Below are 13,769 nucleotides of genomic sequence, written 5' to 3' on the forward strand. Positions count from 1 at the left end.
CGAAAATGGCAGGATCAAAACACCTTAGTGACCCCCTCTACGAAACGATGAGGGACATTTATTTCGCGGAGAAGCAAATCCTCAATGCTCTTTTGAAGATGGCCGATGCTGCACAGTCGATGGAGCTGAAGGAAGCTTTCGAGACCCATCGTGCACAAACCGAAGTGCACGTCCAGCGATTGGAAGAAGCCTTCGAACTCCTCGGCAAGCCAGCCGATCAAAAGACCTGTAAAGCCATTCTCGGTATCATCGATGAAGGCAGAGAGGTCATGGAAGAACTTCAGGGGACCGACGCTCTCGACCCAGGACTGCTTGCCGGCGCGCAGGCAGTGGAACACTCCGAGATCAGCCGCTACGGTACGATGGTGACCTGGGCCAAAACGCTCGGTCTGGATGAGGTTGCACACCTCCTTGCTCTCACTCTCAATGAGGAAGAGGAGACCGACGAGTTGCTGTCGGAAATCGCTGAAACGACCGTCAATGCGGCTGCGGCCTGACGGTTACGGCCGCGTGAAAACCGCAGCCGTCCATCTACGATGAGCGATGAGACATATTGCTCCACCTCGACGCGACGTTTCGTGCTTTGACCCCTGGAGGTAGAGCGCTTTTGGACCACATCCGCCATTCGACCCAAAATCTGCTGCTACAAAGCATGCCGGACACCACATACGAGAGGTTGGCATCGCATTTCGAACGCATCGACTTGCCAGCCAAACACCGATTGGAAGAGGTCCACCAGCCGATAGACTTCGTCTACTTTATCGAGAGCGGGCTCGCTTCCGTTGTCGCCCAAACATGCGATGGTCTGCAAATCGAGGTTGGCCTCATTGGTCGTGAGGGTTTCACAGGCGCGTCGCTTCTCTACGATGACGACCAAACTCCATTCGAGTGCTATATGCAGGTGCCTGGCGAAGGGGTTAGAATAGCGACGCCGATTTTTGCAGCCGCCGTCTTCCAGTCTCATCAACTGAGACGGTCGCTCTTGCGCTATGCGCGGTCCGCCACCATTCAGCTTGCCTACACAACGCTTTGCAATGGCAAGACCCATATCGACCAGAGGTTGGCGCGTTGGCTGCTCATGGTCCACGACCGCATGCTGTCAAGCGCATTTCCTCTGACGCATGAGTTCCTGTCTGTCATGCTGGGGGTGAGGCGTCCGAGCGTGACCGACGCGCTTCACGTCCTCGAAAAGCACGGTCTCATCGGCACAAGCCGCTCTATGATCACAATTAAAAATCGCGAGGCTCTCATTCTCTTTGCAGGGAGCACATATGGTCCAGCCGAACGAGAATACCTGAGACTGACTGGGCAGACCCTGGGGCAACGAAGCTGGTAAGGTTCCTTTGACGCTTGCTTGTCACGAAGCTGCAGTCGCCTCCCCCACACTGGCATCTCCCAAAAGGTCGGCCAAGTGGTGGCGAGCGCGAGAAACCCGGCTTTTTATCGTCCCGATTTCGCAACCGCCGGAGTGTGCAGCTTCAATATAAGACACACCGGCGGAGACAAGCATCAGTGCCTCACGCTCGTTGCTGGAAAGACGAAGCAGCGCTGTATTCACGTCAATTGCACGCATTTTCCAGTCCTGACTGGCTGCCACCGGCACATCTTGCAGCGCCACGTCGGAAATCAGACCGCAGCTTTCGCGTTTAGCAGCCTTGTATCGGGTGGCGTACAGGTTGCGCATAATGGTGAACATCCAGGATTTCATGCTCGTTCCGGCAGAATACTGATCCAGATGTTCAATGGCACGCTTTAGCACTTCTTGAACGAGGTCGTCGGCGTCGTTTTCGTTGGACGTAAAGCGGTAAGCAAATTTCCGTAGAGCAGGCATCAGTTCGACGATTTCGCGGCTCTGCGCTGCGCTTGCTGGTAAGTGTAGCATTGACGATCTCCCAAAGAGCCACAACGCAGTGCCAACGTGGACGTTCCCAGAGAATTGCGTACGATAGCGGACGCATATATTTGGTCTCCCGCAATTTCTACATAAATAAATTTGTCAATTACGCTACAAGTATAATAGCTTAGGGAGGGACATAGTAGGCTCCTCGCGACCCTGCGGCGCTTTCTCGAAGCGACTAACATGTCCGAAAGCGGACAATTCATGCCAAATAACTGGTAATTAGGTGTATCCTGAACATAGGCCGCTGCTACAGGCCGGCCGATTGGGAGAGAACACGCGCGCTCGGCAACAGAAAGCGACACCATGTTAATCGATGACCTCACAGATGCAGAACAACTTCAGCTTTTTCAAGATGTTTTCACCGAGTGGGCCGAGGCTACGGGTAACTCGCTCGAAACACAGCTGGCTAAACAGGCGGCTTCAATTGCCCTCAATCTGATCGCCTTCGGAGCCGCCACTCGCGAGGCGCTCAGCGCCGACCTGCATCGGTCGATGGAAGTCATCTCCTCTGCATCAAACGATAACATCCAGTCATAGTCTTGAGAGGATTGTTGATGACCTTTAGCGACCTATAGGAAAACACGTCCTTGTCGTCGACGACGACTATCACCGGGCCAGCGAAACAGTGCTTTCCCTTGAAGATCAAGGAAGCGAAATCGTAGGTCCTTATCCGAATGTGCCGGAAGCAATCGAGGTTATCAATCACGCGGTCGTCGATGCCGCCGTTGTCAGTGTTCGGGTCCAACTCGCAGGCGTGGTCTCCCTAGCTGATCGACTGCTCGCCCATCGGATCCCCTTCGTCTTCATAACAGAAAACGACGAACCGCAGCTGCTACAGCGTTTTGGCAAGGTGCCGGTTTTGAAAGAGCCTCTCAAGCAGGAGCAGATGGTGATCGCATTGGCCGTCGCGGTGGCCCAGTCAGCGACCCGCCATTGACGCTCGTTCATAAATGAACTTGGAAATGCAGAACATTCGCCGTACTACCTCACGGCGTCACCCCCAGCATCCACCGATGGGCGTATGTTGGATCGTCGGTCGGAATGCAGTGGCAGCGACCGCTTGGGAGTTGATACGAGCTCTCGCCCCTCTAACAGGGAGGGCGATCTATGTTGGAGCTATTCCGCGATTTCGTTCAAGGATGACGTGACCCCGGCATTCGAGGCCATGGCAGAGTACTGCGCAACACACCGCGTCACTCCGGACAGCCTGGATGGATGCTCCCTGGCGTCGCGCCTCTTCGACCTTTTGCAGGCCGGATATACGAGCAAAACCGAGTTGCTCACTGTATTGGGCAAAGCGCGCAAATCTTAGTGTCTCCTACGGTTCCGACGCACCCAACGAATTTCCACCGATTATGGGACGAAGAATGAAACAGTCGGCTGTTGATCTTATCCTTCGAGGAGAGCGATTCGTCGTTCGGGTGACCGAGCAGGATTTTACAGGCATTCACTTTGCACTTTCCTGGGTGTCAGGACAAAGCGTGCGCCTCGGCCTGCGGCTGCCCGGCCAGCCCGTCTTAAGCTTAGAATCGTAGTCGTAGCTGCCGTATCCCGCCAGTAATAATTTTTTCAAGTGCAAGGCTGACTCGTTCCCCCTGGCCGAATGGTGAATGTAAATCGCCCGCACCACCGGTGGGGAACCTTGATTAAGGTTGGGACATTTCGACTATTCATAAACACGGAAAAGACGCCATGGCTGACAATCTTTCCAAGTACCGCGCCAAGCGAGATTTCAAGAAGACCGCTGAGCCCAGCGGGGAGACTACCATTAAGTCGTCAAACCGCCTGCGTTTCGTCATTCAAAAGCATGATGCGACCCGTCTCCACTATGACCTACGCCTCGAACTCGACGGCGTTTTCAAATCTTGGGCTATCACCAAAGGACCGTCGCTCAATCCCCAGGACAAACGATTGGCCGTCGAGGTCGAGGATCATCCCCTCGACTACGGTGATTTTGAAGGCACCATTCCAAAGGGACAATACGGTGGCGGTACTGTCATGCTATGGGACCGTGGATACTGGGAACCAGAAGGAAACAAGAGCCCAGAACAAGCCTTGGCGAAAGGCGATTTCAAGTTCACCCTCGATGGCGACCGCCTTCACGGTAGCTTTGTTCTCGTTCGAATGCGTGGCAAGGAAGGTGAAAAACGTACCAACTGGCTGCTGATCAAGCACCATGACGATTATTCGGTCGAGGAAGATGGCGCAGCAGTGCTCGACGATAATGATAAGTCGGTAGCGTCGGGGAGGACGATGGAAGCGATTGCTTTGGGAAAGGGCCGAAAGCCGAAACCGTTCATGACAACAGGAAGTGCCGTCGGGGCAGACGCCGTCTGGGATAGCAGCGAAGGACTTGCCAATGAAGGGCGGAAAGCCGGAACGAACACCAAGGCTAAAGCAGATCGCAAAGCTGCCGTCTCTCACATGCCTGAGTTTGTGGAGCCGCAGCTGTGTGAAACATTGGAGCGGCCGCCAACGTCCTCCGGCTGGATTCACGAGATCAAGTTCGACGGATACCGTATACAGATGCGCATTCAGGACGGCGAGGTGGCTCTGAAGACTCGGAAGGGATTGGACTGGACATCCAAGTATCCTGCTATCGCTCATTCGGCATCAAACCTACCCGACGCGATCATTGACGGAGAGATTTGCGCCCTTGATGAGCATGGCGCTCCGGATTTTGCGGCGCTGCAGGCCGCCCTTTCGGAAGGCAAGACCGATGACCTTGTCTACTTCGCTTTCGATCTGATGTTTGAAGGTGCCGAAGACCTCCGCGAGCTTCCGTTGTCGGGGCGCAAGGAGAGGTTGGCGACATTGTTGTCCGACGCTGGTGATGATCCGCGCCTGAGGTTCGTCGAACACTTCGAGACCGGCGGAGACGCTGTTTTGCGGTCAGCATGCAAGCTTTCTCTTGAAGGGATCGTCTCGAAGAAGGCCGACGCCGCCTATGAATCAGGGAGGACGAAAACCTGGGCTAAGTCCAAATGCCGGGCAGGGCACGAGGTCGTCATCGGAGCATACGCGACCACGAACGGTAAGTTCCGGTCGCTGCTCGTCGGTGTCAATCGCGGTAGTCATTTCGTCTACGTGGGTCGGGTAGGAACGGGCTACAAGGCCAGCGTCGTCGCCGAGCTGCTGTCGCGCCTCAAGAAAATGGAAGCATCAAGGTCACCGTTCACCGGGATTGGCGCACCGAAGAAGACCCCGGATATTGTGTGGCTTAAGCCAGAACTGGTCGCGGAAATCGAGTTTGCCGGCTGGACCGCTGATGGACAGGTCAGGCAAGCAGCGTTCAAAGGGCTGCGTGAGGACAAGCCAGCACGCGAGGTGGAGGCTGAGAAGCCAGCAAAACCGGAGGCGACCGATGTCCCGGACCCAACAACCGACAAGCCGACGACACCGAAGCCATCAAAATATCGGAAGGGTGCGAAAGTCGACGTCATGGGCGTTTTGATCTCTAGCCCAGACAAAGCCCTGTGGCCTGACGCTCTCGATGACTACCCGGTTACGAAGGTCGATCTGGCGAAGTATTACGAAGCCGTTGGCCCATGGCTCATCGAACACATCGAGGGACGGCCATGCTCGATCATCCGGACGCCGGATGGGATTGGCGGAGAGCAATTCTTCCAGCGCCATGCCATGCAGGGGACCTCCAACCTCATCGAACAAGTGAAGGTCAAGGGCGACAAGGCACCCTACCTGCAGATCGACCGCGTTGAAGGGTTGGCAGCAATCGCGCAGATTGGTGGCACCGAGCTTCATCCATGGAACTGTGAGCCAGGCCAGCCGGAAGTACCGGGTCGCCTGGTGTTCGACCTCGATCCCGGTCCTGACGTCGATTTCTCGACCGTCGTTGAAGGGGCACGGGAAATTCGGGACCGGTTGGAGGAACTAGGCCTCGTCAGTTTTTGCAAGACGACTGGAGGAAAGGGCCTCCATGTGGTGACGCCGCTATTGGTGCCGAAGGGCAAGAAGCTGTCATGGGATGAAGGTAAGGCGTTTGCACATGATGTCTGCCAGGAGATGGCAAGGGATAGTCCGGACCTTTACCTCATTAAGATGTCCAAGGCTCAGAGGAATGGCCGCATCTTCCTGGACTACCTGCGCAATGATCGAACTTCGACCGCAGTCGCACCGCTTTCGCCGCGCGCTCGTCCTGGTGCGACCGTGTCGATGCCGCTGAACTGGACACAGGTGAAGGCAGGTCTCGACCCAAAGCGATATACCATCCGTACCGTGCCGGGGCATTTATCGAACAGCAGCGCGTGGGAGGGCTACTGTGATAGTCAGCGCTCCCTCGAACAGGCGATGAAGCGACTAAGTAGAGGAAAGACGATAGCCGTATAGCATATCGAACGTCAGGTCATTCGAGTGTCCATCGCTGGAAGGAGGACCGTTGGCAGCAACGCAGGCAACCACTATGCCGACAGTCTCGCACGCGGACGGTAACAAAAAAGGCCCACCGGGTAGCACCTCTGGTGGGCCTTCTTCACGCCAACAGAAGCTTACGCTTTGTCGACAACCTTCTTGACTGCATCCTTAGCTTCGCCTTTGGCCTGCTGCGCGTCGCCCTTGGCTTCCTGCGCAATACCGTTGGCTTGCATCTCGCGGTCGCCAGTGGCTTTGCCGACACCCTGACGGGCTTTGCCTGCGAGTTCGTTCGCCTTACCGGAAACCTTGTCAGCTGTGCTGCCCATCGAATTTCTCCTTCTCAGAAACTGAATTGTATCAGTGGGATGTCAACGGCAGTCTCAAGAGATTGTTCCATCAGGCACTCCTTTGATGCTCCGGCTGATGGATCTGACCACACTGCATGCACAGCCGGTTTGATCTTCAACAAAACTCGTCAGGAAGGGGGCTGAAGTGTGACGTTAAGCTTCGACGATTCCGGCACCGTCGCCGCGACCGGCTACGGTGTAGAGGTTTCGCTCAGAAACGGCACTCTGCAGAGTACGATCAGGTCGTCAACGTCGAGGGCATCGGCCGGCCACCCGTGAGCTCTTCGTCTCTGGTGAGGAGGAGCCTCGATGACTCAATGCGACAGTGGGCGATTCATAGGTCCCACGGGGTGACGGGGACGACAGTCTCTGCCGGAAGTATCGCTAGTCAAAGTTCGGGGCGTGCTAAGCGGCGACGCGGCATGGTGCGCCACGCGCTTTGCAGGGATCGGGCCCACACTTTCGACTGTCGGCGAAATAAACCCGGTAGCCTACGTCGAGAAGGGCAGGGTGCGCCGAAGTTCGCTCAAAAATCTGCAGAGACCCATGTCGCAGGTCGCCCTGCGGCGAGCCACCTCTGCGAGCCGTCCACGCCCGGCCTTGGGCAACTCTGCTCGGAACGCTGTTCCCGTCAAGCGCAAGGTTTCGAACTGCTTGAAAGCGCGTCCATCTCGCATAGTGTTCAAGAAACGAGTTGCAACAGCCTCGCGAACAAATAAATCATTGGAACTTCTAGGTTTTCAACGTGTTTCCGTTCCACCCAACAGGAGGTAACACCAATGAAGAAAATCACCCTTCTCACCGCGAGCCTTGTGCTTGTAGCATCTGCCGCTGTCGCACAGACCCAGACGCCAACCACCTCTCAGACGACGCCTGCGGTCAACACCGAGCAGAACCCTGGCGCCCCAGTCGCTGGCAAAAACAGCTTCACCGAAGATCAGGCAAAATCGCGGATCGAGGAAGCCGGTTACAAGGATGTATCCGGCCTGAAGCTGGACGACCAGGGCGTCTGGCGCGCGACCGCTTCCAAGGATGGCAAGCCAGCAGTGGTCTCTTTGGACTTCCAGGGCAACGTCACGCTCGCCAAATAAAACATAACGGAGAAATTCCTATGAAAACCACGATCACAGGACTTTACGACCATTACGACGACGCCAAGGCAGCCGTGAAGGCGCTCGAAGATGCCGGCGTCCCCTCGGACGATATCAGCATTGTCACCAATAAGGCCAATGGCGACCCCGATATCCAGGGGCAGGGCAACCGAGCGGGCGAAGGTGCAGGCACCGGCGCCGGTATCGGCGCAGTCGCGGGGGGCGCAGGTGGCCTCCTGACAGGCCTCGGCATGCTTGCGATTCCCGGCGTCGGCCCCGTCGTTGCTGCTGGCTGGCTTGCTGCGGCTGCAGCCGGTGCGGTTGCTGGTGCGGTTGCGGGCGGCGCAGTTGGCGGTATTGTCGGCGCAATGATTGATTCCGGCGTGCCGGAAGAGGACGCGAACTTCTACGCAGAGAGTGTTCGTCGCGGCGGCTCCGTCGTGACAGCCCGTGTCGGAGATGACCAACGCGCACCTGCCGAGGCGATCCTCAACTCGTCGCGCGTCGATGTCGCCGCTCGCCGTGCGAGCTACACCGAGCAGGGTTGGACACGCTTCGACGAAGCTGCGGATCCCTACACGCCGGCGCAGATCGCCGCTGAACGCGACCGGTATCGTGACAATCGTCTGTAACCACATCAACACAAAAAGGGGAAGCCTCGCAGCCTATGCGGGGCTTTTCTTACAGGAACGCCGTAGCGCCCTCGTTTCCTCAGCTGCTCTCGTGTCGACTGGTCAATCAGAACGAGTTCCCGATCGCCGCATGCCTTCGCTCGTGAAGTGGACGCACGAACCTGTCCGCCACCGAGCGACCTGACCAGACCCCGCCATTGTTGTGCTGTAGCGTCGAGGACGACCGAACGATTTCAACCACTGGCGTCAGGTTCGCCGATCGCATGGCTTGGGGACGCGACAGAGGTCACGGCAGCTCCTCTCAATTGAGACGAAGAACTTCCGACCAAGCGGCCGCGTCTATCAAGCTTCCATCGTGGGATGGTTTTGCCGTTGGTCGGGTGGCGTCACTCCGACGGCTCGGCGTCGATGGTTGGGCAACTTCTGGGGAAGTTTCCTTGGGCTAACCGCCGGAAGCAATCAGTCCGAGCAGTTCAAATCCCGATGCCGGCTTTGCGAGAAACGAAATGCCAAGTTCGTCATCGTGATGGGCAAGCGTGATCAATCCGGACGTGACGATGATTCTGATTTGAGGCCAGCGAGTGCGAACCGTCGCAGCCAGACCTAGGCCGTCCACACTTCCGGGCATATCGACGTCCGTGAAGAGAATATCGATCTTGTTATTTCTGAGGTGAATAAGGGCTTCGTCGGCGTTCGCTGCTTCAAACGTACTATGCCCTGCCTCATCAAGGAAATCGACAAAGTTGTAGCGGAGCTGGGGCTCGTCCTCAACGATAAGGACGCTGTGGCTCATTGCGAAACGGTCCGGCGTTTTTGGGCGTGCGCGTGAGATTACCTCTGCACCATCCTTCGAGGCGCGTGTCAGCTCAAGCAGATCACGTTCGAGCACGGCCTGTGCCCAGTGTTTATCGTCCTGCCCAAAGGGACGTCCAGCTTGCTCCCAAAGAGCATAGGCACGTGCGGCGGTCCAATCGTTTCTATTTTGATCCATAGCTAGGTCTCGCAAGCGTGAAGTGGGCATGTGTGCCGGAAATCCAAAAGCGGTCAGCGAGGACTGCTGCTGCCCCCGTTTGCACAGGCGGAGAAAAATGCGGAAGCCTTGATTTGGTTCCGCGAATTTCCGAGAACTTGACGCGATTCCGGGGGTCTGTGAGAGAACGTGTTCACAGTCGGATCAGGAGACATCGGAACCATGTGGATCAGCCCACGTTCCTTACTCCCCAACTTCCTCCGCCCATTCTGGCGCGATTATCGAAAGACTTTATGACACGGATAGCTATTATCGGATCGGGTCCAACCGGCATTTATGCGTTGAAGGGCCTCATCGCGTCGGAGAGGCCGCTTTCCATTACGATCTTCGAGGAGACGCCAGATGCCGGGAAGGGCACGCCGTACCATCCGGCCGTAAACGACCGCGCGATGCTGGCCAACATCGCTAGTATCGAGATCCCGCCGATCTGCGAGAGCCTTGTCGATTGGCTTAGCTCCAGAACTGACGATGAGCTGCGCGTGCTGGGCATAGAACGACGAGCGATTGGTGACCGTGAGTTCTATCCCCGCGTCGTGCTTGGGGACTATTTTGCAGACCAGTTTTGGATGCTTGTGAAGCGCGGGATTGCGGCGCGTCACGCCATCGACGTGAAAGCCGGTCACAAAATCCTCGATATCAAGCTCGGGAGAGACGATATCTCCCTGTCATTCGCACGTCGCGGCGGCGAGGCTGGCGAAGCCCAATTCGGTCACGTCATAATGGCCACAGGTCATGACTGGCCGGAAAACACCGAGGTCGCACCAGGCTATTTCTCGTCTCCATGGCCCGCCGACGCGATCCGGCGGATTGGGCCAGTCGAGGTGGGTGTCCTCGGCACCTCGCTGAGCGGAATCGACGCCGTCGTTTCCGTGGCGACAGCTCATGGCATGTTCCTTCGTGACGAGGATGATACGCTCCACTATCAACCAGAGCCCGACAGCGAGGGTTTTCACCTCACCATGATGTCACGCAAGGGATTGCTTCCGGAAGCGGATTTCTACTGTCCAATTCCCTACAGGCCTCTAGACGTGTGCACGAAGAGCGCTGTCGAAAGACTGATTTCCGACGTTCCCGATCGTCTTCTGGACGAGGTCTTCGAACTCTTCAAACAGGAGATTGTCCTGACCGATCCGGACTATGCCGCAAGGATAGGACTGGGACTGTCGACGGTCGAGGATATCGCCGACAGGTATTTCCGGGTCCGTGAAGAGGCAGACCCGTTCGTGTGGGCGGCGAGAAATCTCTCTGAGGCAAAAGCTAACAAGGCAACTCGCTCGATAGTAGAATGGCGCTATGCGATCCTGCGCATGCATGAGGTCGTCGCCCTCGCTGTGCCCCACTTTAATGAGAGCGACCTAAAGCGTTTCCACGAGCACTTCAAAACGGTGTTCGTTGACGACTATGCTACCGTCCCCCACCAATCCGTCGAACGCCTACTGGCCCTGCACAATGTCGGCAAACTTCATGTGCGCGCCTTAGGCGACGATTACGATATCCAACGCACCGACGACGAACCTGGTACCATCGTCAGCACGGACACCCAGAGTATGAGCTTTTCGGCGTTCATTGACGCTACCGGCCAGCATGCACTGTCGGCATCGGACCTTCCGTTCCCGAGCCTGCGGCGCGCCGACGTCTTGAAGGACGCACAGACCACAATTCGGGAATTGGACAAGGCCAACACTTCTTTCCGTAGGACCGGGGGCATCGACATCGATGAAGACTTTCGGCCGCGCGTCGGACCCGACCTGACCAATCATCTCTACTGCGTCTCCGTACCGTTTCTCCTTCACAAGCTTCCCTTCGTCCAGGGAATTACTAGCTCGCATGAACTCGGGAAGCGGGTGGCGCGCGCCATCCTAGCCTCAATCAGCAGGGACGAGCGGCTGTTTCAGTTCGACGGCTCCAGGGAAGCCACGTAGACCACTACAGTGACCGAAACTACTCCCTCGCGGATAACGCCTCCATAGATTTCGAACCGACGGCCGCGCCCTCCGGCTATGGCACGCAACAAGTCGGGGTCTTCATTCCTGATTGCAAGCATGGTGATGGCGCAGCGTTTGGCCATCTCGATGACCGTTCCGCTGTAAGAGCCGGCTTCCGGGTGACCGAACGTTCCCGCGCCACCATCTTTTTATCTAGCCCTCTCACGGCTTCCGTCGGTGTGTAGTCACTTGTCCTGTTCCGATCGCGCCATGTTCACGGCATCACCGAAATCAGCCCCCACCTGGTGGTAGTCGTCAGTGTGTGTTTCCGGCGATTGCCGCCCTTTAAGGAGAGTTTCGTTTTATCGGAAAATCTTCGACGCGCTTCCAGGAACATTGGACGGACTTCGCGATTATCAGTCGCCAACAGGAGAACGTCGATGGATAAAGATCAAGACCAACGTGAGCGCGCCTACAAGATCTGGGAGGAAGAAGGCCGCCCAGACGGCCAGCATGACGACCACTGGCGTCGGGCGGAAGAGCAGCATGAGAAGACCGAAGAGGAGGCAGCCGCGGTCACTGAAGCCAACCAACACGCCTCCGATGAATTCAACCGCAAAAATAGAAAAAAGGCGTCGCCGATCGACAGGCCGCCATCCAGTGTCGCTCCGGATTGATTTCGTCAACAATACCCAAGCCGGCTTGGGCCACTGCCAGAAATCAAGTTGGCCCACCTTTGCGTGGGCCACTAGCACAGTGTGGACCTCGTCCAGGGTGCAATTTGCTGATTGCTGTCTCGACGCCGCGGCCGTCAAAGAAATCGGATCAATGCCGTTAACTAACGGCCAGCACCTTTTCCAGATCTTCTTCGGATATAGGCCAAGCCTCGATGAGACCATTCGATTTCAAAATAAGCGTCATCGTCCGATGATAGGCTTCCCACATCACGTCAATCGGCTCTTCATCAATCCGAAGGTCAAAGGTCCCCGCCGGGTGTGGCTTGGCCATCCCAGCTAGTTGGAAGGGCCGAGTGAAGGAAATGCTTTTAACAGTTGTCTTCATGGCATTGATCCGTTTCCTTGGGATCGGGCTCGTGTCGAGCCCGCTCGTGAGGTAGGCGGCATCTCGGGACGTTGCTAGCGCGAAACGAGTGCTTGAAGGCACAGCTATCGCAATTGGGGGCCCAGTGATGTCTTTCATTGTTTGCCGCTGTTGGCTTTAAGGGACGATGACCTCCGGCGATGTGGCGCTCGTCCTCGCCTATGCCTTTTCCTAACACTTCAACTGAAGATCGATTGGACATTCACTGCTACCGCGTGGATCCGGAAAACTTTGTAAATGCGATACTACGCGCCGAGGTGTTGCCACTTTCAAACAACAGTTTTGATCAATGGACAAAACCACTGGACTATAATGGACGCATCCCCCTTGGCTGGCTATGCCATTCTCTCTCAGCCAATATCCTTTTGATCCGCGCGCAGAACTTGACGGATCGATGCTTCAATCGATGGGATGGTTCTGAGGGGCGAAATGATGAAATCGCCTGGGCCGGCTTTGCTTGGAACGCACCGCACCCCCCTCGTTCTCCCAGGCGGCCAGGGCAGCAGGATCAGAGTTCAAGCGCTGCCGTCGAGACGCCGGATAATTCTCAGCAGCTATGGTCGCGCCTTCAATTCGGCGGATGATCTCGATTTCTGCCAAATGCGGTTCACCGGGGTCGGCTCGGATATCGGACGTCGCGTAATTCGCTCGTTTCAAGATGAGCCTCAGCAGTCTCTGACCTTCAGATATGTGGCTCATTCTCAAGTCCTCTATTTCTGAAGGACGCACGACCTGCCAATGCGAATACCGTAGTCCAGTCGCGCGCGCGTACTCGTTTCGAAAAAGCAGCTATGTAGCCTTTTTAGTGAACGCGACGCCCTTGAGGCGTTACGCCGTAAACGGCATACCGATGCAGGCCCGAAAACGGCAGGATTTTGGATCCCGTATCGGTCATGTCGAAATTTCGGTGCAGCGCGTTAGCAAGCTGAGCCGGATCTTTCACACCTTCACGGAAGAGCTTGATTAAAAGCTTTGCTGCAGCGTTCATATGGCCGTCTGAGTGTACCGAGATATTTCCTGTATAGCCGCAGCTTACAAGGATGCCCTGAAGCATCGTCAGGTCTTCTGTTTCCAAATGGGAAGTGCTGATTTCGGAAGACATCAAGTCCTCCTTTCGGTCGGGGCGAAGCTTGACAGCCTCAATCGGCAGCGCCCGTTCAATGGCTGCCAAGGCAGTCAACCTGCTCTCAACGACAAACAATAGCAAACGAATTCTTGGCGGTGATAGTCACGGCAAAGTCCCAGACTGCTGATCGGCGGGTCCGATACCGTGCAGTAGCTCTATTGGGTCAGTATCCTGAGGCCTGTCCAGCTGATCTAAGCGACACGGGCATATCGCAATGCCCCGCCCCGACGGCGCGTAGGGGATAGG

At 56.4% G+C, this 13,769-nt stretch carries 15 protein-coding genes; 9 read left to right on the top strand and 6 right to left on the bottom strand.

Annotated elements, in window-relative coordinates:
* The first annotated feature begins 5 nt into the window (after positions 1 to 5).
* Together AC1DV9_RS27085 and AC1DV9_RS27090 are read left to right on the top strand one after the other, a co-directional pair.
* Complete coding sequence (locus AC1DV9_RS27085; protein ID WP_477950829.1) at positions 6 to 497, top strand: YciE/YciF ferroxidase family protein; 492 nt, start codon at positions 6 to 8, stop codon at positions 495 to 497.
* 110 nt (positions 498 to 607) lie between these two features.
* Positions 608 to 1,336 (top strand): Crp/Fnr family transcriptional regulator, encoded by a 729-nt coding sequence (locus AC1DV9_RS27090; protein WP_477950831.1) that lies wholly within the window; start codon positions 608 to 610, stop codon positions 1,334 to 1,336.
* A gap of 21 nt (positions 1,337 to 1,357) precedes the next feature.
* Here the strand turns inward: AC1DV9_RS27090 and AC1DV9_RS27095 are convergent, their stop codons facing one another.
* Positions 1,358 to 1,882 carry a sigma-70 family RNA polymerase sigma factor gene (locus AC1DV9_RS27095; RefSeq protein WP_112538817.1) on the bottom strand — a complete coding sequence of 175 codons (525 nt, stop codon included), beginning with the start codon at positions 1,880 to 1,882 and terminating at the stop codon, positions 1,358 to 1,360.
* Positions 1,883 to 2,203: 321 nt separating this feature from the next.
* Here AC1DV9_RS27095 and AC1DV9_RS27100 point away from each other — a divergent pair, with 321 nt between their 5' ends.
* The 3 genes from AC1DV9_RS27100 (at position 2,204) to ligD (ending at position 6,247) form a co-directional block, all read left to right on the top strand.
* Positions 2,204 to 2,437 (top strand): hypothetical protein, encoded by a 234-nt coding sequence (locus tag AC1DV9_RS27100; protein WP_112386593.1) that lies wholly within the window; start codon positions 2,204 to 2,206, stop codon positions 2,435 to 2,437.
* An 88-nt stretch (positions 2,438 to 2,525) separates the two neighbouring features.
* The gene (locus AC1DV9_RS27105) at positions 2,526 to 2,837 is read left to right on the top strand and encodes a hypothetical protein (protein WP_477950833.1); all 312 of its coding nucleotides are present in this window, start codon (positions 2,526 to 2,528) and stop codon (positions 2,835 to 2,837) included.
* 755 nt (positions 2,838 to 3,592) lie between these two features.
* A complete protein-coding gene (ligD, locus tag AC1DV9_RS27110; RefSeq protein WP_477950835.1) occupies positions 3,593 to 6,247 on the top strand; it encodes a DNA ligase D in 2,655 nt (884 codons plus the stop codon).
* A 158-nt stretch (positions 6,248 to 6,405) separates the two neighbouring features.
* Here ligD and AC1DV9_RS27115 read toward each other — a convergent pair whose 3' ends face one another.
* The gene (locus tag AC1DV9_RS27115; RefSeq protein WP_112386590.1) at positions 6,406 to 6,597 is read right to left on the bottom strand and encodes a CsbD family protein; all 192 of its coding nucleotides are present in this window, start codon (positions 6,595 to 6,597) and stop codon (positions 6,406 to 6,408) included.
* A gap of 800 nt (positions 6,598 to 7,397) precedes the next feature.
* Here AC1DV9_RS27115 and AC1DV9_RS27120 point away from each other — a divergent pair.
* Both AC1DV9_RS27120 and AC1DV9_RS27125 read left to right on the top strand, forming a co-directional pair.
* Positions 7,398 to 7,709 (top strand): PepSY domain-containing protein, encoded by a 312-nt coding sequence (locus AC1DV9_RS27120; RefSeq protein WP_477950837.1) that lies wholly within the window; start codon positions 7,398 to 7,400, stop codon positions 7,707 to 7,709.
* 20 nt (positions 7,710 to 7,729) lie between these two features.
* Complete coding sequence (locus AC1DV9_RS27125; protein ID WP_477950839.1) at positions 7,730 to 8,341, top strand: general stress protein; 612 nt, start codon at positions 7,730 to 7,732, stop codon at positions 8,339 to 8,341.
* A gap of 442 nt (positions 8,342 to 8,783) precedes the next feature.
* Here AC1DV9_RS27125 and AC1DV9_RS27130 read toward each other — a convergent pair whose 3' ends face one another.
* Positions 8,784 to 9,332 (bottom strand): response regulator, encoded by a 549-nt coding sequence (locus AC1DV9_RS27130; RefSeq protein ID WP_477950841.1) that lies wholly within the window; start codon positions 9,330 to 9,332, stop codon positions 8,784 to 8,786.
* Positions 9,333 to 9,604: 272 nt separating this feature from the next.
* Between AC1DV9_RS27130 and AC1DV9_RS27135 the strand changes: the two genes are divergently transcribed.
* The gene (locus AC1DV9_RS27135; RefSeq protein ID WP_477950843.1) at positions 9,605 to 11,293 is read left to right on the top strand and encodes an FAD/NAD(P)-binding protein; all 1,689 of its coding nucleotides are present in this window, start codon (positions 9,605 to 9,607) and stop codon (positions 11,291 to 11,293) included.
* Positions 11,294 to 11,736: 443 nt separating this feature from the next.
* Positions 11,737 to 11,973, top strand: a complete 237-nt coding sequence (locus AC1DV9_RS27140; protein ID WP_112386584.1) for a DUF2934 domain-containing protein — start codon at positions 11,737 to 11,739, stop codon at positions 11,971 to 11,973.
* A gap of 157 nt (positions 11,974 to 12,130) precedes the next feature.
* Here the strand turns inward: AC1DV9_RS27140 and AC1DV9_RS27145 are convergent, their stop codons facing one another.
* From AC1DV9_RS27145 to AC1DV9_RS27155, 3 genes are all read right to left on the bottom strand, one after another.
* Positions 12,131 to 12,358: a hypothetical protein gene (locus AC1DV9_RS27145; RefSeq protein WP_112538807.1), complete on the bottom strand. Its 228-nt coding sequence runs from the start codon at positions 12,356 to 12,358 to the stop codon at positions 12,131 to 12,133.
* Between the two features lie 438 nt (positions 12,359 to 12,796).
* The gene (locus tag AC1DV9_RS27150; RefSeq protein WP_112517554.1) at positions 12,797 to 13,096 is read right to left on the bottom strand and encodes a hypothetical protein; all 300 of its coding nucleotides are present in this window, start codon (positions 13,094 to 13,096) and stop codon (positions 12,797 to 12,799) included.
* A gap of 103 nt (positions 13,097 to 13,199) precedes the next feature.
* Positions 13,200 to 13,499 (bottom strand): hypothetical protein, encoded by a 300-nt coding sequence (locus tag AC1DV9_RS27155; RefSeq protein ID WP_162698742.1) that lies wholly within the window; start codon positions 13,497 to 13,499, stop codon positions 13,200 to 13,202.
* Between the last annotated feature and the right edge of the window lie 270 nt (positions 13,500 to 13,769).

This window comes from Rhizobium sp. 01L410, from assembly GCF_056400165.1.

Coding starts and splice junctions, on each gene's coding strand:
- AC1DV9_RS27130 (WP_477950841.1), bottom strand. CDS start 9,332: ATGGATCAAAATAGAAACGATTGGACCGCCGCACGTGCCTATGCTCTT.
- ligD (WP_477950835.1), top strand. CDS start 3,593: ATGGCTGACAATCTTTCCAAGTACCGCGCCAAGCGAGATTTCAAGAAG.
- AC1DV9_RS27085 (WP_477950829.1), top strand. CDS start 6: ATGGCAGGATCAAAACACCTTAGTGACCCCCTCTACGAAACGATGAGG.
- AC1DV9_RS27100 (WP_112386593.1), top strand. CDS start 2,204: ATGTTAATCGATGACCTCACAGATGCAGAACAACTTCAGCTTTTTCAA.
- AC1DV9_RS27140 (WP_112386584.1), top strand. CDS start 11,737: ATGGATAAAGATCAAGACCAACGTGAGCGCGCCTACAAGATCTGGGAG.
- AC1DV9_RS27125 (WP_477950839.1), top strand. CDS start 7,730: ATGAAAACCACGATCACAGGACTTTACGACCATTACGACGACGCCAAG.
- AC1DV9_RS27155 (WP_162698742.1), bottom strand. CDS start 13,499: ATGTCTTCCGAAATCAGCACTTCCCATTTGGAAACAGAAGACCTGACG.
- AC1DV9_RS27150 (WP_112517554.1), bottom strand. CDS start 13,096: ATGAGCCACATATCTGAAGGTCAGAGACTGCTGAGGCTCATCTTGAAA.
- AC1DV9_RS27120 (WP_477950837.1), top strand. CDS start 7,398: ATGAAGAAAATCACCCTTCTCACCGCGAGCCTTGTGCTTGTAGCATCT.
- AC1DV9_RS27135 (WP_477950843.1), top strand. CDS start 9,605: ATGACACGGATAGCTATTATCGGATCGGGTCCAACCGGCATTTATGCG.
- AC1DV9_RS27115 (WP_112386590.1), bottom strand. CDS start 6,597: ATGGGCAGCACAGCTGACAAGGTTTCCGGTAAGGCGAACGAACTCGCA.
- AC1DV9_RS27095 (WP_112538817.1), bottom strand. CDS start 1,882: ATGCTACACTTACCAGCAAGCGCAGCGCAGAGCCGCGAAATCGTCGAA.
- AC1DV9_RS27145 (WP_112538807.1), bottom strand. CDS start 12,358: ATGAAGACAACTGTTAAAAGCATTTCCTTCACTCGGCCCTTCCAACTA.